We start from the raw sequence: 19,234 nt of genomic DNA on the forward strand, positions 1-19,234 counted from the left end.
AGAAGGGAGCCTGATGGCTCCCTTTTTTTATGCCTGAACTTGGAGTTATGCATGACGGCCGTAACCTCAGAAAAAAACGCCACGTCCGGAAACACCTCGCTGTTCCGCATCGCTTTTGCGGTATTCCTTACCTATATGACCGTTGGCCTGCCGCTGCCGGTGATCCCGCTGTTTGTTCATCAGGAACTGGGCTATGGCAATACCATGGTCGGCATTGCTGTCGGCATTCAGTTTTTAGCTACGGTATTAACCCGCGGCTATGCCGGACGCCTGGCCGATCAGCACGGAGCAAAACGCTCGGCGTTGCAGGGGATGTTCGCCTGCGGGCTGGCGGGCGCCGCATGGCTACTGGCTGCCCTGCTGCCGGTGGAGCCGATGTATAAATTCGCCCTGCTGGTGGTGGGGCGCTTAATCCTCGGTTTCGGTGAGAGCCAACTGCTGACCGGAACGCTGACCTGGGGAATGGGGCTGGTGGGGCCTGCGCGTTCGGGCAAGGTGATGTCCTGGAACGGAATGGCCATCTACGGCGCGCTGGCGGCTGGCGCGCCGCTGGGCCTGCTGATCCACAGCACGTTTGGCTTTGCGGTGTTGGCCGCTACCACCATGGTGCTGCCGCTGCTGGCATGGGCGTTTAACGGTACGGTGCGAAAAGTGCCGGCCCACAAAGGCGAGCGTCCCTCCCTGTGGAGCGTGGTGGGGCAGATCTGGCAGCCGGGTCTGGGGCTGGCGCTGCAGGGCGTAGGCTTCGCGGTGATAGGGACCTTCGTCTCCCTGTACTTTATGAGCCGCGGCTGGGCGATGGCTGGATTTACGCTGACCGCGTTTGGCGGCGCGTTTGTACTGATGCGCGTGCTGTTTGGCTGGATGCCGGATCGCTTTGGCGGCGTGAAGGTGGCGGTGGCGTCGCTGGTGATTGAGACCCTCGGTCTGGTGCTGCTCTGGCAGGCACCGACCGCGTCTGTTGCGCTGCTGGGTGCGGCGCTGACCGGCTGCGGCTGTTCGCTGATTTTCCCGGCGCTTGGCGTTGAGGTGGTGAAACGCGTGGCCCCGCAGGTGCGCGGTACGGCGCTGGGCGGGTATGCGGCCTTTCAGGATATCTCCTACGGCGTCACCGCGCCGCTCGCGGGCCTGCTGGCCACATCCTTTGGCTATCCGTCAGTATTTCTTGCCGGGGCCGTTTCGGCGGTGGTGGGGATTGTGGTGACGCTGGTGGCGTTTCGCAGAACTTGAGCCGTTGTTGCCGGGTGGCGGCTGCGCCTGACCCGGCCTACGATTCGTGGTTTTGTAGGCCCGGTACGCGGAGCGCCACCGGGCAAAAGGTCAGGCAACCAGCCAGAAAATTGCCAGCGCAATCATTAACGCAATGAACATCATTCCCGGACGGGCGGACAGCGTTTTGAAGGTTTCCACGACGGGCGCAAACAGCGGGCTGTAGATGGGCTGAACGTTCCGCGCTTCCGGTATACCGCCCTCCCGTTCGCTGCGGCGAACAACGATCTGATTCAGAATATCCTGCACCTGCGCGGTGGTCAGCACCGTTTGCGGCGTGGCCTGCCAGGTCTGCTGGGCATAATCCCGAATAGCCTCAAAATCGCGCGGCTCCAGCGGCTGCTTAAGCGCCGCCTGGAGCGTATGCAGCGTTGGGGCGCTCTGGGTACTCAGGGTCTGGCGCGCCTGCAGCCAGGTCACCAGATGCGTAAACTGCTTCGCCGGGATGAGCTCACCGGTCTTCACGCCGGACAGTTCCAGCATTGATTGCCAGATGAGCTTTGTCGGCTCGCCGGTAGCCGCCGCCAGCTTCGTAACCATCTGCTTAAGCGTATTATGTTCTGCAGGCAGCATAGGGCGCTCGGTTGCAGGGCGCTGCTGCGGCTGTGGAATAGAAAGCTGGTTGCTCTGCAGCAGCGTAAGCACCGCTTTCAGCTGGTCCGGCGCAAGCTGGCTCAGGGCGGTATGACCATACTGCTGGCGAATGAAATCACTCACCGCCTGGCGATTATTTCCCTGACCCAACAGTTCGGTCAGCTGCGAGACAGTCTGGCGCGCGGTGTGATTTTGCTGCGCGGCGTTGATGCGCTGGCTCAGGTTTTGCTCGGCGGCGGGAAAGTGGCGCGACTGTAGCGGCGCGTCATTCCTGACCCCTAAATCATGCTTTACTCCTGCCCACACCTCGGCATTCTGCTGCGAGGTTAACGCTATCAGGCGCGTGATCAGGCGCTCCAGCACGGTGCGCTGTTGCGTGGAAAGGGGCTGTTCGCCTGCGACGTTGGGCGCTACGGGGCCATCACCCGGAGGGCGCGGCGGCGTACCTGAGATGGGCTGCATCGTCAAAAATCCTTAAAGTCAAAACTCTGCGTAAACCCGGCATACATATATGCCCGGCGGCGAGATTATGGCACACTTGGCAGGTTTTCTTCCTCTCAAACAGGTACTCAGACGTGAAAATCCTCGTTGACGAAAATATGCCTTATGCCCGCGAGCTGTTTAGCCGCCTGGGTAACGTTAAGGCTGTCCCTGGTCGCCCAATCCCGGTCGCTGAACTGGATGATGCCGACGCCCTGATGGTGCGCTCGGTGACCAAAGTAAATGAGGCGCTGCTCGCTGGCAAAGCGGTTAAGTTTGTCGGGACTGCCACGGCAGGGACCGATCATGTGGACGAACAATGGCTCAAACAGGCGGGAGTCGGCTTTTCTGCCGCCCCGGGCTGTAACGCGATTGCCGTTGTAGAATATGTCTTCTCCTCTCTGCTGATGCTGGCCGAGCGCGACGGATTTGCGCTGAAAGATCGCACCGTGGGGATTGTCGGCGTGGGCAACGTGGGGGGACGCCTGCAAAAGCGTCTTGAAGCGTTAGGTATTCGCACGCTTCTCTGCGACCCGCCGCGTAAAGACAGCGGCGATGAGGGCGATTTCCGCTCGTTGGATGAGCTGGTCGAACAGTGCGACGTGCTGACTTTCCACACGCCGCTGTTTAAAGAGGGGCCATATAAGTCGCTGCACCTTGCCGACGAGGCCCTGATTCGCCGTCTGAAGGCTGGCACTATTCTGATAAACGCCTGTCGTGGCCCGGTGGTGGATAACGCGGCGCTGCTGAAATGTCTGGATGAAGGCCAGGACCTCAGCGTGGTGCTGGACGTCTGGGAGCCGGAGCCGGATCTGAACGTCTCTCTGCTTGAGAAAGTGGACGTAGCGACCGCGCACATTGCGGGCTATACCCTCGAAGGCAAAGCACGCGGCACAACCCAGGTCTTTGAAGCGTACAGCGCCTTTATCGGCCAACCGCAGCAGGTCGCCCTGGATACGTTACTGCCTGCGCCTGAATTTGGCCGTATCACCCTTCATGGCCCGCTCGATCAGGCAACGCTGAAAAGGCTGGTGCATTTGGTGTATGATGTGCGCCGCGATGACGCGCTGCTGCGTAAAGTAGCGGGTATTCCGGGTGAGTTTGATAAGCTGCGCAAGAACTATGTCGAGCGCCGCGAGTGGTCTTCCCTGTACGTTATTTGTGACGACGCAATGGCGGCGACGCTGCTGCAGAAACTGGGGTTTAACGCCGTTCACCACCCGGCACGTTAATGTCTTCTTAATGCTCCCTGCCGGATACTCTGGCAGGGACGCTTGTTTATTTCTGGAGTAAACCACCATGTCTGAAGGCTGGAACATTGCCATTTTGGGTGCCACTGGCGCCGTGGGCGAAGCACTGCTTGAAACCCTTGCTGAGCGTCAGTTCCCGGTGGGAGAGATTTACGCCCTGGCACGTGCCGAAAGCGCGGGAGAACATCAGCGCTTTAACGGTAAATCCGTTAGGGTGCAGGATGCGGCAGAGTTCGACTGGACCCAGTCGCAGCTGGCCTTTTTTGCTGCGGGTGCCGAAGCGACCGCCACCTACATTGAAGAAGCCACCAACGCGGGCTGTCTGGTGATTGACCTGAGCGGCCTGTTCGCTCTGGAGCCGGACGTGCCGCTGGTGGTGCCGGATGTGAACCCGTTTGTGCTGGCAGATTACCGTAACCGCAACATCATTGCGGTACCAGACAGCCTGACCAGCCAGCTGCTGACCGCGCTGAAGCCGCTGATCGACGACGGTGGCCTGTCGCGTATCACCGTGACCAGCCTGTTGTCCGCGTCCGCGCACGGTAAAAAGGCCGTTGACGCCCTGGCGGGACAGAGTGCGAAGCTGCTGAACGGCATCCCGATTGATGAAGATGATTTCTTCGGTCGTCAGCTGGCGTTCAACATGCTGCCGCTGCTGCCCGATCGCGAAGGTTCCGTGCGTGAAGAGCGCCGCATCGTCGATGAAACCCGCAAAATTTTGCAGGATGAAGGTCTGATGATCTCCGCCAGCTGCGTGCAGTCGCCCGTTTTCTACGGCCACGCGCAGATGGTGGGCTTTGAAGCGATGCGTCCGCTGGCGGCAGAAGAGGCGCGCGATGCGTTTGGCCGCGGCGAGGATATCGTGCTGTCAGAAGAGCGCGAGTTCCCGACGCAGGTGGGCGATGCCAGCGGTAGCGCGCATCTCTCCGTCGGCTGCGTGCGTAATGACTACGGTATGCCGGAGCAGGTTCAGTTCTGGTCAGTTGCCGATAACGTGCGCTTTGGCGGCGCGCTGATGGCGGTCAAGATCGCAGAAAAACTGGTGCAGGAGTACCTGTACTGATGTCAGAAGTGGAACAAAAGCCAGTACATAGAATTGCCCTCGGGATTGAGTACGACGGCAGTAAATACTATGGCTGGCAGCGTCAGAATGAGGTGCGTAGCGTCCAGGAGAAGCTGGAGAAAGCGCTGTCTCAGGTGGCAAACGAGCCGATTAACGTCCTGTGCGCAGGCCGAACCGACGCCGGTGTTCATGGAACAGGGCAGGTGGTTCACTTTGAAACCACCGCGGTGCGTAAAGACGCCGCGTGGACGCTGGGTGTAAATGCGAATTTACCTGGAGACATTGCGGTGCGTTGGGTGAAAGCTGTGCCGGATGATTTTCATGCCCGCTTCAGCGCCACCGCGCGTCGCTACCGCTACGTCATCTACAACCAGCGCCTGCGTCCGGCGGTGTTAGGCCAGGGCGTGACGCATTATTATGAACCTCTGGATGCAGAACGTATGCATCGAGCGGCGCAGTATTTGTTAGGCGAAAATGATTTTACGTCGTTCCGTGCGGTGCAGTGTCAGTCCCGCACGCCGTGGCGTAACGTCATGCACATTAACGTCAGTCGTTTTGGCGCGTATGTGGTGGTCGATATCAAAGCGAATGCCTTTGTACATCATATGGTGCGGAATATTGTAGGCAGCCTGATGGAAGTGGGCGCCGGACACCAGCCGGAGAGCTGGATTGCAGAACTGCTGGCAGCGAAGGACAGAACGCTTGCGGCAGCAACGGCGAAAGCGGAAGGGCTGTATCTGGTCGCGGTAGATTATCCGGATCGGTTTGACCTGCCAAAACCGCCAATGGGCCCGCTGTTTTTAGCGGACTAAACAAAGGTGCAATTAAGGTTTAGACAATATGGACGTAATACGTTTTCTGATTGATTTTATTTTGCATATTGATGTTCACCTGGCTGAGCTGGTCGCGCAGTATGGCGTCTGGGTGTATGCCATTCTGTTCCTCATTCTGTTCTGTGAAACCGGTCTGGTTGTGACCCCGTTCCTGCCGGGTGATTCACTGCTGTTTGTGGCGGGCGCATTATCTGCGTTGCCTACCAATGACCTGAATGTGCATTTGATGGTGGCATTAATGATTATCGCCGCGATTATTGGCGATGCGGTTAACTATACCATCGGGCGAGTGTTCGGAGAGCGGCTGTTCAGTAATCCGAATTCTAAAATTTTCCGCCGCAGCTATTTAGATAAAACGCATGCGTTTTACGAGCGCCACGGCGGTAAGACCATTATCCTTGCGCGCTTTGTGCCGATTGTACGCACCTTTGCTCCGTTTGTGGCGGGAATGGGACATATGTCCTATCGTCATTTTGCGATGTATAACGTCGTCGGCGCGCTGCTGTGGGTACTGCTATTTACCTACGCGGGCTACCTGTTTGGCGATCTGCCCGTAGTTCAGGAAAACCTTAAGTTGCTGATTGTAGCGATTATTGTGCTTTCCGTTCTGCCTGGCGTCATTGAAATTATTCGCCACAGGCGTGCGGCAGCAAAACAAGCGAAGTAAATGCACTCTGGCGGTTCGACCACTTTTTTATCCAAAGTTTCGGGCTGTTATGTTTTAATGTGCAACATTCATGGTCTGTTGGAGGCAAAAATGGCATTATTCGCCTCTTACAGCAAAACTGGCAAACGACCAGGTTCAGGCAGAAAGGTTATCAATGAGCTGGATTGAACGAATTAAAAGCAACATTACCCCAACGCGTAAAGCGAGCATTCCTGAAGGGGTATGGACGAAGTGTGATAGCTGCGGCCAGGTTCTGTATCGCGCAGAGCTGGAACGCAATCTTGAAGTGTGTCCGAAATGTGACCACCACATGCGTATGTCGGCGCGCAACCGCCTGCATAGCCTGCTGGACGAAGGCTCTCTGGTAGAGCTGGGTAGCGAACTTGAGCCAAAAGACGTGCTGAAGTTCCGCGATTCCAAAAAATACAAAGATCGTCTGGCCTCTGCTCAGAAAGAGACCGGCGAGAAAGACGCGCTGATCGTTATGAAGGGCACCCTGCACGAGATGCCGGTTGTTGCCGCAGCCTTCGAGTTCGCTTTCATGGGCGGCTCAATGGGTTCTGTGGTCGGCGCGCGTTTCGTGCGTGCCGTTGAGCAGGCGCTGGAGGACAACTGTCCGCTGATCTGCTTCTCCGCCTCTGGTGGTGCACGTATGCAGGAAGCGCTGATGTCTCTGATGCAGATGGCGAAAACCTCTGCCGCGCTGGCGAAAATGCAGGAACGCGGTCTGCCGTACATCTCCGTGCTGACCGACCCAACCATGGGCGGCGTTTCCGCGAGCTTCGCAATGCTGGGCGACCTGAACATTGCTGAACCAAAAGCGCTGATCGGCTTTGCCGGCCCGCGCGTTATTGAACAGACCGTACGTGAAAAGCTGCCGCCGGGATTCCAGCGCAGCGAGTTCCTCATCGAGAAAGGCGCTATCGACATGATCGTTCGCCGCCCGGAAATGCGCCTGAAACTGGCAAGCGTCCTGGCGAAGCTGATGAATCTGCCGGCGCCTAACCCGGATGAGCCGCGCGAAGGCGTGGTCGTACCGGATCAGGAACCCGAGGCCTGATAACTGAAAAGGGCAGGGCCGGTTGGCGCTGCCCTTTTGCTTTCTAAACTGTTAAAGACAACCGGGCATCATGGAAAATAAAAGCATTCCTCAAGCCACGTCGCCCCTGGCCGCGTGGCTTTCTTATCTGGAAAACCTGCACAGTAAAACCATCGATATGGGGCTTGAGCGCGTAAGCCAGGTTGCCGCGCGTCTCGATGTACTAAAGCCCGCACCGTTTGTGTTTACCGTCGCCGGAACGAACGGTAAAGGCACCACCTGCCGTACGCTGGAATCGGTGCTGATGGCGGCGGGCTATAAGGTTGGCGTTTACAGCTCTCCCCACCTGGTGCGCTATACCGAGCGCGTGCGCGTGCAGAATACCGAGCTGTCGGAGTCGGCCCATACGGCGTCGTTCGCCGCTATTGAAGCCGCGCGCGGCGAGACCTCATTAACCTATTTTGAATACGGTACGCTTTCCGCGCTGTGGCTGTTTAAGCAGGCGCAGCTGGACGTGGTGATTCTGGAAGTTGGCCTGGGCGGGCGGCTTGATGCAACCAACATGGTCGATGCCGACGTCTCTGTTGTCACCAGTATTGCGCTCGATCACACGGACTGGCTGGGGCCAGACCGTGAAAGCATTGGGCGCGAGAAGGCCGGTATTTTCCGCGCAGGTAAGCCTGCGGTCGTCGGTGAGCCCGATATGCCGCACACTATTGCAGACGTGGCCAATGAGAAGGGCGCTCGGCTGCTGCGTCGCGGCGTTGACTGGCAGTATGAGGTACAGGATAACAGCTGGCGTTTCAGCGATGCTCAGGGCACGCTGGATAACCTGCCGCTGCCGCAGGTTCCACAGCCTAACGCTGCAACCGCGCTTGCAGCACTGCGCGTCAGCGGGTTGAAGGTGAGCGAACAGGCGATCCGCGACGGTATTCAGAACGCGATCCTCCCGGGGCGTTTTCAGATTGTCAGCGAATCGCCGCGTCTGATTCTGGATGTGGCGCACAACCCTCATGCGGCGGCGTATCTCGCAGGACGTCTCAAATCGTTACCAAAAACCGGGCGCGTGCTGGCGGTTATCGGTATGCTTCATGATAAAGATATCGGCGGCACGCTGGCCTGCATGGAGACTGTGGTCGATAGCTGGTATTGTGCTCCTCTGGAAGGGCCACGCGGCGCCACTGCTGAACAGCTGATGGAACATCTCGGCAAGGGCGAAATTTACGGCAGCGTGGCGCAGGCCTGGCATGCCGCGATGGCGGAGGCTAAACCAGAAGATACCGTGCTGGTGTGTGGGTCGTTCCACACCGTGGCACATGTCATGGAAGTGATGGACGCGGGGAGAACCGGTGGCGAGTAAGTTTCAGAACCGTTTAACAGGAACTATTGTGCTGGTCGCGCTCGGGGTGATTATCCTCCCAGGGCTGCTCGACGGGCAGAAGAAGCATTATCAGGATGAGTTTGCAGCCATTCCATTAGTCCCGAAGGCGGGCGATCGTGATGAGCCGGACATGCTGCCGGCCGCAACTCAGGCGTTGCCCGCTCAGCCGCCGGAAGGCGCGGCTGAAGAGGTACGTGCAGGGGATGCTGCCGCGCCGTCGCTCGATCCGTCGCGTCTGGCCGCGAACAGTAACATCGAGATTGATCCGGTGCCGGTAGAGCAGCCTAAGCCTGTAGAAAAACCGAAACCGGTAGAGAAGCCGCAGCCGAAACCGCAGCGGGATAAAGCTGCCGAGCAGCTGGCTGCTGCCTCAGAAACGCCACCGCCGGCAAAACAGGACGCGGCGCCGACCGGAAAAGCCTACGTTGTTCAGCTCGGTGCGTTAAAAAATGCGGATAAAGTCAACGAGGTGGTGAGTAAACTGCGCGGCGCGGGATACCGCGTTTACACTTCACCGACCACGCCGGTGCAGGGTAAAATTACCCGCATTCTCGTTGGTCCGGATGCTTCGAAAGATAAGCTGAAGGGTTCGCTGGGCGAGCTGAAGCAGATCTCCGGTCTGAGCGGCGTGGTGATGAACTACAGCGCGAACTGATTAGATCTACCCCTCACCCCGGCTCTCTTCCCAAAGGGGCGAGGGGCGGAGTGAGGGAGAGCAGACGTTCAAAGAGACGTCAAAAGGACGGGGGCGTTGAGCATTTTTTCAGCGCCTTTTTTATTTACGCGCGGGAAGGAAATCCCTACGCAAACGTTTTCTTTTTCTGTTAGAATTCGCCCCGAACTGGATGACAGGGCGTTTAATCGTGGGACACATATGGTCTGGATTGATTACGCCATCATTGCGGTGATTGGTTTTTCCTGTCTGGTTAGCCTGATCCGTGGCTTTGTTCGTGAAGCGTTATCGCTGGTAACCTGGGGTTGTGCTTTCTTTGTTGCCAGTCATTACTACACTTACCTGTCTGTCTGGTTCACGGGCTTTGAAGATGAACTGGTCCGAAACGGAATCGCCATCGCGGTGCTGTTTATCGCGACGCTGATTGTCGGCGCTATCGTCAATTACGTGATAGGTCAGCTGGTCGAGAAAACCGGTCTGTCAGGGACGGACAGGGTGCTCGGGATCTGTTTCGGGGCGTTGCGAGGCGTGCTCATTGTGGCCGCGATACTGTTCTTCCTGGATACCTTCACCGGGTTCTCGAAAAGCGAAGACTGGCAGAAATCGCAGCTCATTCCAGAGTTCAGCTTCATCATCAGATGGTTCTTTGACTATCTGCAAAGCTCGTCGAGTTTCTTGCCCAGGGCATAAACCCTGAGATGTGGCTTAACGAGGAAAAGACGAATGTGCGGTATTGTCGGTATCGCCGGTTTCATGCCGGTTAACCAGTCTATTTATGACGCATTATCGGTGCTTCAGCACCGTGGACAGGACGCTGCGGGCATCATCACCATTGATGCACACAACTGCTTCCGTTTACGTAAAGCAAACGGCCTGGTAAACGATGTGTTTGAAGCCCGCCATATGCAGCGCCTGCAGGGTAATATGGGGATTGGTCACGTTCGTTATCCTACCGCTGGCAGCTCCAGCGCCTCTGAGGCTCAGCCTTTCTACGTCAACTCTCCTTATGGCATCACGCTTGCCCACAATGGCAACCTGACGAACGCCCATGAGCTGCGTAAAAAGCTGTTTGAAGAGAAACGTCGCCACATTAACACCACCTCTGATTCAGAAATCCTGCTCAATATTTTTGCCAGCGAGCTGGATAACTTCCGTCACTACCCGCTGGAAGCTGATAACATTTTTGCCGCCGTTGCCGCGACTAACCGCCTGATCCGCGGCGCGTATGCCTGCGTTGCAATGATTATCGGCCACGGCATGGTCGCCTTCCGCGATCCAAACGGTATCCGTCCTCTGGTGCTCGGCAAGCGTGACCTGGGCGATGGCCGTACCGAGTATATGGTCGCCTCCGAAAGCGTGGCGCTGGATACGCTGGGCTTTGAATTCCTGCGCGACGTCGCGCCGGGTGAAGCGGTCTACATCACCGAGAAGGGCCAGCTGTTTACCCGCCAGTGTGCAGACAACCCGGTCAGCAATCCGTGCCTGTTCGAATACGTATACTTCGCCCGTCCGGATTCGTTCATCGACAAAATCTCCGTTTACAGCGCGCGCGTGAACATGGGGACGAAGCTGGGCGAGAAAATTGCCCGCGAGTGGGACGACCTGGACATCGACGTGGTGATCCCAATCCCGGAAACTTCCTGCGATATCGCGCTGGAAATCGCCCGTATTCTGGATAAACCGTACCGTCAGGGCTTCGTGAAGAACCGCTACGTTGGCCGCACCTTTATCATGCCGGGCCAGCAGCTGCGCCGTAAGTCCGTGCGCCGCAAGCTGAACGCCAACCGCGCAGAGTTCCGCGACAAGAACGTCCTGCTGGTGGATGACTCCATTGTGCGTGGTACCACCTCTGAGCAAATTATCGAGATGGCGCGCGAAGCCGGTGCGAAGAAAGTGTATCTGGCCTCAGCGGCCCCTGAAATCCGCTTCCCGAACGTGTACGGCATCGATATGCCTACCGCGACGGAGCTGATTGCTCACGGTCGTGAAGTGGACGAGATTCGCCAGATTATCGGCGCCGACGGCCTGATTTTCCAGGATCTGAACGATCTGATCGACGCGGTACGTGCCGAGAACCCGGACATTCAGCAGTTCGAGTGTTCAGTGTTCAACGGTGTGTATGTGACTAAAGACGTTGACCAGCAGTATCTCGACTACCTTGATTCGCTGCGTAACGACGACGCAAAAGCCGTCCAGCTGCAGAACGATCTCGAAAGCTTAGAGATGCACAACGAAGGTTGATGCTTCTGCAGGTGAGGGCAGCCGCCCTCACTTGCAACTCCTCATAAAATCCTGCACAGTCAGCCCTGAAATCAGCCGGGGCGAATATCATGAAACGACTTATTGTTGGGCTTAGCGGTGCCAGTGGTGCCATTTACGGCGTACGCCTGCTGCAGGTGCTGCGCGACGTAAAAGAGGTTGAAACCCATCTGGTCATGAGCCAGGCGGCGCGTCAGACCCTCTCGCTTGAAACCGATTACTCCCTGCGTGACGTTCAGTCTCTGGCGGATGTGGTACACGACGCGCGTGATATCGCAGCCAGTATCTCATCAGGCTCGTTTAAAACGGCGGGCATGGTTATCCTGCCCTGTTCAATTAAAACGCTCTCCGGCATTGTTAACAGCTATACGGACACGCTGGTGACGCGTGCGGCTGACGTGGTGCTGAAAGAGCGCCGTCCGCTGGTACTCTGCGTGCGGGAAACGCCGCTGCATCTGGGGCATCTGCGTCTAATGACCCAGGCGGCAGAGCTTGGGGCCGTCATCATGCCGCCGGTGCCGGCGTTTTACCATCGCCCGCAAACGCTGGATGACATCATTAACCAGACCGTTAACCGCGTGCTGGATCAGTTTGATATTGAACTGCCCGACGAACTTTTCACCCGCTGGCAGGGCGCGTAAAGTTGTGCACCCGCAAGGTGCATGAAAAGACAACTTGCCCTGTTTCAGGGCAAAACTGCAACCGCGATCATATCCTCAACATTTAATTCCTTTTTTCCCTTTTTCTCTTTCCGGTTCGTTCGGCAGACCTGCTATCTTTCCTCATTAAGGCAATATCGCAACGTTTTATTAACATATTTAACGTCGAATTTTTGACCAGACGGCAATGTGGCATAAGACCTGCAAGAGAAGCCTGCTATACAACACACAACACAATACATAATAAAATCACGGTACTTGAGGGTAAATGTATGAAGAAGACGGTTCTGGCTCTGTCTTTGCTCGTGGGGTTAAGTGCAGCAGCAGGTAGCTACGCGGCACTGCCACAAACGGTACGTATCGGTACAGACGCAACCTATGCGCCATTCTCCTCCAAGGATGCGAAAGGCGAGTTCGTTGGTTTTGATATCGATCTGGGAAATGAGATGTGCAAACGCATGGAGGTGAAATGCACATGGGTGGGCAGCGACTTCGACGCGCTGATCCCGTCGCTGAAAGCCAAGAAAATTGACGCCATTATCTCCTCCCTCTCCATCACCGAAAAACGTCAGCAGGAGATTGCCTTCTCCGACAAACTCTACGCAGCGGATTCCCGTCTGATTGCCGCAAAAGGCTCTCCGATTCAGCCGACCATTGACTCGCTGAAAGGCAAGCACGTGGGCGTGCTTCAGGGGTCTACCCAGGAAGGCTTTGCAAACGCCAACTGGCGTGAGAAGGGCGTAGACGTGGTGGCCTACCAGAACCAGGATCTGATTTACTCTGACCTGGCCGCAGGCCGTCTTGATGCGGCGTTCCAGGATGAAGTCGCCGCGAGCGAAGGCTTCCTGAAACAGCCGGCAGGCAAAGAGTTTGCTTTTGCTGGCCCGTCTGTCAAAGACAAAAAATACTTTGGTGATGGTACCGGTATCGGCCTGCGTAAGGACGATACCGAGCTGAAAGCCGCCTTCGACAAAGCGTTTACCGAGCTGCGTAAAGACGGTACCTACGACAAGCTGGCGAAGAAATACTTCGATTTCAACGTCTACGGTGACTAATGCGTAACGGCAATGCACTGATGTGGTGCATTGCTGGTGCTCATGATCCAATATGGTGCAAAGGGTGCACCGTATTGGATCGCTGTGTGCATACTTAAGCATTTAAAATGCAAAAATTCCCGCCTCTCAGCCATTATTCTTTGCCTGAAAGCGTGAATTGATGGCACATTAACAGCACCCCGTCGTCGTAAAACGCGTATGAAGACAGTTTGTTGAGGATAGATATGAAAAAGCTAGCATTGTCACTTTCACTGGTACTGGCACTTTCCAGCGCCACCGCGGCATTCGCTGCCATTCCGCAAAAAATTCGTATTGGTACTGACCCAACCTATGCCCCGTTCGAATCGAAGAATGCGAAGGGTGAACTGGTTGGTTTTGACATTGATATCGCCAATGAGCTATGCAAACGCATCAAAGCGCAATGTACCTACGTTGAGAACCCGCTGGATGCGCTGATCCCATCGCTGAAAGCAAAAAAAATCGACGTGATCATGTCTTCCCTTTCCATCACTGAAAAACGCCAGCAGGAGATTGCCTTCACCGACAAACTCTACGCAGCGGATTCTCGTCTGGTGGTGGCTAAGTCTTCAGACATTCAGCCTACCCTTGAGTCGCTGAAGGGCAAACGCGTCGGCGTGTTGCAGGGCACTACCCAGGAAACCTACGGCAATGAACACTGGGCGCCGAAAGGGATTGAAATCGTCTCCTATCAGGGCCAGGAAAATATCTACGCTGACCTGACGGCGGGCCGTATTGATGCCGCTTTCCAGGATGAAGTCGCGGCGAGCGAAGGCTTCCTTAAGCAGCCTGTGGGGAAAGATTACAAGTTCGGCGGCCCGTCCATCAAGGACGAGAAGCTCTTTGGCGTAGGTACCGGTATGGGGCTGCGTAAAGAAGACAACGAACTGCGCGAAGCGCTGAATAAAGCCTTTGCCGAAATACGTGCAGACGGCACCTACGACAGGCTGGCGAAAAAATACTTCGATTTTAATGTTTACGGCGGCTAATCGCCCCGGCAAATAACGTGCGGCCCCTCCCGCTGCGGGAGGGGAATAGACACGGTTCCACCACTCACGACACGACAGGGCACGCGGTATGCTGTACGGATTTTCTGGCGTTATTCTACAAGGCGCGCTTGTCACCCTTGAGTTGGCTATCAGCTCCGTGATCCTGGCGGTGCTGATAGGCCTGGCGGGCGCGGGCGCGAAGCTGTCGGCAAATAAACCGCTGGCGATGATTTTCGAAGGCTACACCACGCTGATTCGCGGCGTCCCGGACCTGGTGCTGATGCTGCTGATTTTTTACGGTCTGCAAATTGCGCTCAACAGCGTGACGGATGCCGTCGGCATGGATCAAATTGATATCGACCCGATGGTGGCCGGTATTATTACCCTTGGTTTTATCTACGGCGCGTACTTCACGGAAACCTTCCGCGGCGCCTATATGGCGGTGCCGAGAGGGCATATTGAAGCGGCGACCGCATTCGGTTTTACCTCCTCACAAACGTTTCGCCGGATCATGTTCCCGGCCATGATGCGCTACGCGCTTCCGGGCATCGGTAACAACTGGCAGGTTATCCTCAAGGCAACGGCGCTGGTCTCTCTGCTGGGTCTGGAAGACGTCGTGAAAGCGACCCAGCTGGCGGGAAAAAGCACCTGGGAGCCGTTCTATTTTGCGGTGGTGTGTGGCGTGATTTATCTGGTCTTTACGACCGTCTCCAATGGTGTGCTGCTTCTGCTCGAACGTCGCTACTCCGTGGGTGTGAAGAGGGCTGACCTGTGATTGAGATTATTCAGGAGTACTGGAAATCGCTGCTGTGGACCGATGGCTACCGCTTCACAGGCGTGGCCATTACGCTGTGGCTGCTGATTTCTTCCGTCGTGATGGGCGGTATTCTGGCCGTGTTTCTCGCCATCGGCCGCGTGTCGAACAACAAGTATATCCGCTTCCCGATCTGGCTATTCACCTACGTGTTCCGCGGTACGCCGCTGTACGTACAGCTGCTGGTATTCTATTCGGGGATGTACACGCTGGAGATTGTGAAAGGCACCGAGATGCTGAACGCCTTCTTCCGCAGCGGCCTCAACTGTACGGTGCTGGCGCTCACGCTCAACACCTGCGCTTATACCACCGAGATTTTCGCAGGCGCCATCCGCTCCGTACCTTACGGTGAGATTGAAGCGGCGCGCGCATACGGTTTCTCATCGGTGAAGCTTTATCGCTGCATTATTCTGCCCTCGGCGCTGCGCATCGCGCTGCCGGCCTACAGTAACGAAGTGATTTTGATGCTGCACTCCACCGCGCTGGCCTTTACGGCGACGGTGCCGGACCTGTTGAAGATTGCGCGAGACATCAACTCTGCAACTTACCAGCCGTTTACCGCGTTTGGCATTGCGGCGGTGCTCTATTTAATTATTTCCTACGTCCTGATTAGCCTGTTCCGCAAGGCTGAAAAACGCTGGTTGCAGCATATAAAACCTTCGACGCACTGAGAAAGATGATGGCTGAGAACAAATTAAACGTAATTGATTTGCACAAACGCTACGGCGAACATGAAGTGCTGAAAGGGGTGTCGCTGCAGGCGAACGCGGGCGACGTAATCAGTATTATCGGCTCATCCGGTTCAGGAAAGAGCACCTTCCTGCGCTGCATCAACTTCCTCGAAAAACCGAGCGAAGGCTCGATTGTCGTGAGCGGGCAGAACATTAATCTGGTGCGCGATAAAGACGGCCAGCTGAAGGTGGCGGATAAAAATCAGCTGCGTCTGCTGCGCACGCGCCTGACGATGGTCTTCCAGCACTTCAACCTCTGGAGCCACATGACGGTGCTGGAGAACGTGATGGAAGCGCCGGTTCAGGTGCTGGGCCTGAGCAAGCAGGAAGCCCGCGAGCGCGCGGTGAAGTACCTTGCCAAAGTGGGTATCGACGAGCGCCAGCAGATGAAGTATCCGGTGCATCTCTCAGGCGGTCAGCAGCAGCGTGTTTCTATCGCCCGCGCTTTGGCGATGGAGCCGGAGGTGCTGCTGTTTGACGAACCGACCTCCGCGCTGGACCCGGAGCTCGTTGGCGAAGTGCTGCGCATCATGCAGAAGCTGGCCGAAGAGGGAAAAACAATGGTGGTGGTGACGCATGAGATGGGCTTCGCCCGTAACGTCTCAAATCACGTTATCTTCCTGCATCAGGGAAAAATTGAAGAGCAGGGGCATCCTGACGAGGTGTTAGCGAACCCGCAAAGCCCGCGTTTACAGCAGTTCCTGAAGGGATCGTTGAAGTAGGTTTTGCCTTTCTCCCTCTCCCTGTGGGAGAGGGTCGGGGTGAGGGCATCAGGCCGCAGTGCAGCCCAATCGCCCGGTGGCGCTTCGCTTACCGGGCCTACAAATTCCGTTGCCGTCCGGCACGCTCGAGCCGATACGCCCAGTCGTCATACCGTACTCCGTCAATCTCATACGCCTTCTCCAGCACCTGCGTACGCACAAACCCGGCTTTCTCCAGCACGCGCACCGACCCACCGTTGTCCGCCAGCACGTATGCGTTAATCGCCTTCACGCCCGTCTGGTTGAACGCATACTCGCACACTGCCCGCAGCGCCTCGCTGGCAATGCCTTTTCCCTGTGCGGCAGGCACAACCGTGTAGCCGATATCCGCCTCTTCACGGTTCTCTGAGCCGATCTGCAGGCCAATATCGCCCAGCGGCGTATCGTCATCCTTAAAACGGATCACGAATACATGCTCCGCCATCAGGCGTGCGGCAAACACGCGTCGGGTCTCTTTTTCCGGGGCAATAGCGGCCATGTAGCGCATGATGTCGCGGTTTTCGCGCAGCGTGCGAAAAAAAGCCCAGTCAGAGGGTTCGAAAGGAGTGAGATGAAGCCGGGAAGTGGTGATGGTTGCCATTGTTACGCCATATCATCGGAACATGGCGTATGACTGTAGCATATTCACCGCACCACATCCCCCAGCGCCTCTTCAAGGTCATACCACCGAAACGCAAAACCTGAGGCTTCTAATCTTTTTGGCAGCGCGCGCTGTCCGCCCAGCACCAGCACCGAAGATTCCCCCATCAACAGGCGAATCGCCGCGGCAGGCACACGCAGCACCGCCGGGCGATGCAGGGCATGCCCCAGCGCATGGGCGAACTGCTCATTACGCACCGGATACGGCGACACCATATTAAACGGCCCGCGCAGGTCGTTATCCAGCAGCCAGAGGATGCCGTTCACCATATCGTCGATATGGATCCAGGCCAGATACTGACGCCCGCTGCCGATTGGCCCGCCGAGCCCCAGCTTAAAGGGGGGAAGCATTTTGCCCAGAATGCCGCCTTTCGGCGCAAGCACCACGCCGGTACGCAGCAGGCAGACGCGGGTATTATCGCTCTGCGCGGCGCTGGCGATACGCTCCCACTGGGCGCAGAGCTTATAGGTAAATTCGTTGTGCGGCGGCTCCTCTTCGGTGACCACCACTTCGCCGAGATCGCCGTAATAGCCGGACGCAGAACCCGAAATCAGCACCGACGGCGGCGTCTGGCTGTTGCGAATCAGCTCAACCAGCTTCTCGGTGATATTCCAGCGGCTGCTGCACAGCCGCTGTTTTTGCTCTTCGGTCCAGCGCTTGTCGGCGATGGGCTCGCCCGCGAGGTTAATGACGGCGTCAAAACCGTCCAGATTCTCCTTTTCAGCCAGACCTTTCCAGATGTCGATACCCGTTCCCAACACCTGACGCGCCTTCTCAGGGCTGCGCGTGACCACGGTGACGTCATGATGCAACGCCTGCAGGCGGGGAATGAGATGGCGACCAATCAGGCCCGTACCACCGGTCAGCAGAATCTTCATATCACCTCCAGATTTACGCCTGGCGCTGCCAGCTTAACGTCATGGAGACGGAGTCGGCGTAACGCAGGGCGTGAAGTTTATCGATCTCTACTTCAGCATAAGTGACCCAGTGATGTTCGCGTGCGATATCGAGCACATCCTGAGTTAATTTTTCCAGCAGGAAGAAACGGTTGTTTTCAACGTACTGGATGATGCTTTTGGTAATGGTGCGGTAGTTCAGCGCGTCATTGATATCTTCACTGGCGCGCGCCTTGTCTGCCGGGTAGTGAATCGTCACGTTGACAACGATATCCTGTCGGTTTGCGATCTCTTCCTCTTTGATACCGATGAACGTGCGTAAGCGTAAGTTTTTTATTCGAATAATAGCGTCATGCTGCGACATTGCAGGTGTTCTCCGTGTCAGTATTTACTCACCATAATACATGAGAGCGATACCTGTACCCAACGGGGTGCAGGCTCAAATCTGATGGATTTTTTGCAGGGCGCGTTCGGTAGCCGGGCGATTGCGAATGCGTTCAAACCAGTTATTCACGGCGGGATAAGACGCGAGGTCAATACGGTGTTTTTCATGCGTATTTACCCACGGCCAGCAGGCAATATCGGCAATGCTGTAGCTATCGCCTCCCAGCCACGGCGTTTTCTCCAGCCGGCGGTTTAATACGCCATATAACCGCTGGGTTTCAACCTGATAGCGCTCGATAGCGTAGGGGATCGGCTGCGGCGCGTAGGCGGTAAAGTGATGGTTCTGTCCCAGCATGGGCCCCAGACCGCTCGACTGCCAGAAAAGCCACTGCAGCGTATGGTGGCGCTCGCGCAGCTCCCCGCTCAGCAGCTTGCCGGTTTTCTCCGCCAGGTAGAGCAAGATTTCGCCGGATTCAAACAGGCTTAGCGGTTTGCCGCCGTCGGCGGGCAGGTTATCGATAATGGCAGGAATTTTATTGTTGGGCGATATCGCCAGAAACACGGGCCGGAACTGATCGCCTTTGCTGATATCGACGCGAACGATCCGGTAGTCCAGCTCGGCTTCTTCAAGAAAGAGGGTGATCTTATGGCCGTTTGGGGTAGGGGCATAGTAAAGGTCGATCATGCTCAACTCCTGTCAGTGCGAATAGTGATGCCATGACAAATGAGTATAGGTGCTTGTTGTAAATCGTGAGTTTTCATCAAGTGACAGCGGCGTA

At 56.6% G+C, this 19,234-nt stretch carries 21 protein-coding genes; 16 read left to right on the top strand and 5 right to left on the bottom strand.

The window, feature by feature from the left end; all coding sequences use genetic code 11:
- The first annotated feature begins 51 nt into the window (after nucleotides 1-51).
- A complete protein-coding gene (locus tag D5067_RS07015; RefSeq protein ID WP_119937124.1) occupies nucleotides 52-1,230 on the top strand; it encodes an MFS transporter in 1,179 nt (392 codons plus the stop codon).
- 90 nt (nucleotides 1,231-1,320) lie between these two features.
- Here D5067_RS07015 and flk read toward each other — a convergent pair whose 3' ends face one another.
- Complete coding sequence (gene flk, locus D5067_RS07020; protein WP_119937123.1) at nucleotides 1,321-2,325, bottom strand: flagella biosynthesis regulator Flk; 1,005 nt, start codon at nucleotides 2,323-2,325, stop codon at nucleotides 1,321-1,323.
- Between the two features lie 113 nt (nucleotides 2,326-2,438).
- On the opposite strand from flk, the gene pdxB reads away from it, so the two are divergent.
- The 15 genes from pdxB to hisP all read left to right on the top strand — a co-directional run bounded on the left by pdxB (nucleotide 2,439) and on the right by hisP (nucleotide 16,496).
- Nucleotides 2,439-3,575, top strand: a complete 1,137-nt coding sequence (gene pdxB, locus D5067_RS07025; protein WP_119937122.1) for a 4-phosphoerythronate dehydrogenase PdxB — start codon at nucleotides 2,439-2,441, stop codon at nucleotides 3,573-3,575.
- Nucleotides 3,576-3,642: 67 nt separating this feature from the next.
- Nucleotides 3,643-4,656 (top strand): aspartate-semialdehyde dehydrogenase, encoded by a 1,014-nt coding sequence (locus D5067_RS07030; RefSeq protein ID WP_119937121.1) that lies wholly within the window; start codon nucleotides 3,643-3,645, stop codon nucleotides 4,654-4,656.
- Nucleotides 4,656-5,468 carry a tRNA pseudouridine(38-40) synthase TruA gene (gene truA, locus D5067_RS07035; RefSeq protein WP_119937120.1) on the top strand — a complete coding sequence of 271 codons (813 nt, stop codon included), beginning with the start codon at nucleotides 4,656-4,658 and terminating at the stop codon, nucleotides 5,466-5,468. Before D5067_RS07030 ends, truA begins: the two co-directional genes overlap by 1 nt.
- Nucleotides 5,469-5,496: 28 nt before the next feature.
- Entirely contained in the window at nucleotides 5,497-6,156 is a 660-nt protein-coding gene (locus D5067_RS07040) for a DedA family protein (RefSeq protein WP_119937119.1), read from the top strand.
- Nucleotides 6,157-6,310: 154 nt separating this feature from the next.
- Nucleotides 6,311-7,216, top strand: a complete 906-nt coding sequence (gene accD, locus D5067_RS07045) for an acetyl-CoA carboxylase, carboxyltransferase subunit beta (protein WP_063145400.1) — start codon at nucleotides 6,311-6,313, stop codon at nucleotides 7,214-7,216.
- Nucleotides 7,217-7,286: 70 nt separating this feature from the next.
- On the top strand, nucleotides 7,287-8,555 hold the full coding sequence (folC, locus tag D5067_RS07050) for a bifunctional tetrahydrofolate synthase/dihydrofolate synthase (protein ID WP_119937118.1): 1,269 nt from the start codon (nucleotides 7,287-7,289) through the stop codon (nucleotides 8,553-8,555).
- Entirely contained in the window at nucleotides 8,545-9,231 is a 687-nt protein-coding gene (gene dedD, locus D5067_RS07055) for a cell division protein DedD (protein ID WP_119937117.1), read from the top strand. Before folC ends, dedD begins: the two co-directional genes overlap by 11 nt.
- Before the next feature lie 219 nt (nucleotides 9,232-9,450).
- The gene (gene cvpA, locus D5067_RS07060; RefSeq protein ID WP_000262116.1) at nucleotides 9,451-9,939 is read left to right on the top strand and encodes a colicin V production protein; all 489 of its coding nucleotides are present in this window, start codon (nucleotides 9,451-9,453) and stop codon (nucleotides 9,937-9,939) included.
- Between the two features lie 33 nt (nucleotides 9,940-9,972).
- Nucleotides 9,973-11,490: an amidophosphoribosyltransferase gene (gene purF / locus D5067_RS07065; protein ID WP_119937116.1), complete on the top strand. Its 1,518-nt coding sequence runs from the start codon at nucleotides 9,973-9,975 to the stop codon at nucleotides 11,488-11,490.
- Nucleotides 11,491-11,579: 89 nt separating this feature from the next.
- Complete coding sequence (locus tag D5067_RS07070; RefSeq protein ID WP_119937115.1) at nucleotides 11,580-12,149, top strand: UbiX family flavin prenyltransferase; 570 nt, start codon at nucleotides 11,580-11,582, stop codon at nucleotides 12,147-12,149.
- Nucleotides 12,150-12,439: 290 nt separating this feature from the next.
- Nucleotides 12,440-13,222, top strand: coding sequence for a lysine/arginine/ornithine ABC transporter substrate-binding protein ArgT (gene argT, locus D5067_RS07075; RefSeq protein WP_119937114.1), 783 nt, complete (start codon nucleotides 12,440-12,442; stop codon nucleotides 13,220-13,222).
- A gap of 224 nt (nucleotides 13,223-13,446) precedes the next feature.
- Nucleotides 13,447-14,229 carry a histidine ABC transporter substrate-binding protein HisJ gene (gene hisJ, locus D5067_RS07080; protein ID WP_119937113.1) on the top strand — a complete coding sequence of 261 codons (783 nt, stop codon included), beginning with the start codon at nucleotides 13,447-13,449 and terminating at the stop codon, nucleotides 14,227-14,229.
- 88 nt (nucleotides 14,230-14,317) lie between these two features.
- Entirely contained in the window at nucleotides 14,318-15,004 is a 687-nt protein-coding gene (locus tag D5067_RS07085) for a histidine ABC transporter permease HisQ (RefSeq protein WP_119937112.1), read from the top strand.
- Nucleotides 15,001-15,714 carry an ABC transporter permease gene (locus D5067_RS07090; RefSeq protein ID WP_119937111.1) on the top strand — a complete coding sequence of 238 codons (714 nt, stop codon included), beginning with the start codon at nucleotides 15,001-15,003 and terminating at the stop codon, nucleotides 15,712-15,714. Before D5067_RS07085 ends, D5067_RS07090 begins: the two co-directional genes overlap by 4 nt.
- 8 nt (nucleotides 15,715-15,722) lie before the next feature.
- A complete protein-coding gene (gene hisP, locus D5067_RS07095; RefSeq protein WP_028016220.1) occupies nucleotides 15,723-16,496 on the top strand; it encodes a histidine ABC transporter ATP-binding protein HisP in 774 nt (257 codons plus the stop codon).
- Nucleotides 16,497-16,593: 97 nt separating this feature from the next.
- Here the strand turns inward: hisP and D5067_RS07100 are convergent, their stop codons facing one another.
- The 4 genes from D5067_RS07100 to yfcG all read right to left on the bottom strand — a co-directional run bounded on the left by D5067_RS07100 (nucleotide 16,594) and on the right by yfcG (nucleotide 19,140).
- Nucleotides 16,594-17,115, bottom strand: coding sequence for a GNAT family N-acetyltransferase (locus tag D5067_RS07100; RefSeq protein WP_119937110.1), 522 nt, complete (start codon nucleotides 17,113-17,115; stop codon nucleotides 16,594-16,596).
- Between the two features lie 44 nt (nucleotides 17,116-17,159).
- Nucleotides 17,160-18,053 carry a TIGR01777 family oxidoreductase gene (locus tag D5067_RS07105; RefSeq protein WP_119937109.1) on the bottom strand — a complete coding sequence of 298 codons (894 nt, stop codon included), beginning with the start codon at nucleotides 18,051-18,053 and terminating at the stop codon, nucleotides 17,160-17,162.
- A 13-nt stretch (nucleotides 18,054-18,066) separates the two neighbouring features.
- On the bottom strand, nucleotides 18,067-18,435 hold the full coding sequence (folX, locus tag D5067_RS07110; protein WP_119937108.1) for a dihydroneopterin triphosphate 2'-epimerase: 369 nt from the start codon (nucleotides 18,433-18,435) through the stop codon (nucleotides 18,067-18,069).
- 75 nt (nucleotides 18,436-18,510) lie between these two features.
- Nucleotides 18,511-19,140, bottom strand: a complete 630-nt coding sequence (gene yfcG, locus D5067_RS07115; RefSeq protein ID WP_119937107.1) for a GSH-dependent disulfide bond oxidoreductase — start codon at nucleotides 19,138-19,140, stop codon at nucleotides 18,511-18,513.
- Nucleotides 19,141-19,234 lie beyond the last annotated feature (94 nt).

The organism is Enterobacter huaxiensis, assembly GCF_003594935.2.
In the GTDB taxonomy this organism is placed as follows: Bacteria; Pseudomonadota; Gammaproteobacteria; order Enterobacterales; family Enterobacteriaceae; genus Enterobacter; species Enterobacter huaxiensis.

Excerpts from the sequence above, each read along its gene's own strand:
- D5067_RS07015 (WP_119937124.1), top strand. The coding sequence starts at position 52 with ATGACGGCCGTAACCTCAGAAAAAAACGCCACGTCCGGAAACACCTCG.
- flk (WP_119937123.1), bottom strand. The coding sequence starts at position 2,325 with ATGCAGCCCATCTCAGGTACGCCGCCGCGCCCTCCGGGTGATGGCCCC.
- D5067_RS07030 (WP_119937121.1), top strand. The coding sequence starts at position 3,643 with ATGTCTGAAGGCTGGAACATTGCCATTTTGGGTGCCACTGGCGCCGTG.
- truA (WP_119937120.1), top strand. The coding sequence starts at position 4,656 with ATGTCAGAAGTGGAACAAAAGCCAGTACATAGAATTGCCCTCGGGATT.
- D5067_RS07040 (WP_119937119.1), top strand. The coding sequence starts at position 5,497 with ATGGACGTAATACGTTTTCTGATTGATTTTATTTTGCATATTGATGTT.
- accD (WP_063145400.1), top strand. The coding sequence starts at position 6,311 with ATGAGCTGGATTGAACGAATTAAAAGCAACATTACCCCAACGCGTAAA.
- folC (WP_119937118.1), top strand. The coding sequence starts at position 7,287 with ATGGAAAATAAAAGCATTCCTCAAGCCACGTCGCCCCTGGCCGCGTGG.
- cvpA (WP_000262116.1), top strand. The coding sequence starts at position 9,451 with ATGGTCTGGATTGATTACGCCATCATTGCGGTGATTGGTTTTTCCTGT.
- purF (WP_119937116.1), top strand. The coding sequence starts at position 9,973 with ATGTGCGGTATTGTCGGTATCGCCGGTTTCATGCCGGTTAACCAGTCT.
- D5067_RS07070 (WP_119937115.1), top strand. The coding sequence starts at position 11,580 with ATGAAACGACTTATTGTTGGGCTTAGCGGTGCCAGTGGTGCCATTTAC.
- argT (WP_119937114.1), top strand. The coding sequence starts at position 12,440 with ATGAAGAAGACGGTTCTGGCTCTGTCTTTGCTCGTGGGGTTAAGTGCA.
- hisJ (WP_119937113.1), top strand. The coding sequence starts at position 13,447 with ATGAAAAAGCTAGCATTGTCACTTTCACTGGTACTGGCACTTTCCAGC.
- D5067_RS07085 (WP_119937112.1), top strand. The coding sequence starts at position 14,318 with ATGCTGTACGGATTTTCTGGCGTTATTCTACAAGGCGCGCTTGTCACC.
- hisP (WP_028016220.1), top strand. The coding sequence starts at position 15,723 with ATGGCTGAGAACAAATTAAACGTAATTGATTTGCACAAACGCTACGGC.
- D5067_RS07100 (WP_119937110.1), bottom strand. The coding sequence starts at position 17,115 with ATGGCAACCATCACCACTTCCCGGCTTCATCTCACTCCTTTCGAACCC.
- D5067_RS07105 (WP_119937109.1), bottom strand. The coding sequence starts at position 18,053 with ATGAAGATTCTGCTGACCGGTGGTACGGGCCTGATTGGTCGCCATCTC.
- folX (WP_119937108.1), bottom strand. The coding sequence starts at position 18,435 with ATGTCGCAGCATGACGCTATTATTCGAATAAAAAACTTACGCTTACGC.
- yfcG (WP_119937107.1), bottom strand. The coding sequence starts at position 19,140 with ATGATCGACCTTTACTATGCCCCTACCCCAAACGGCCATAAGATCACC.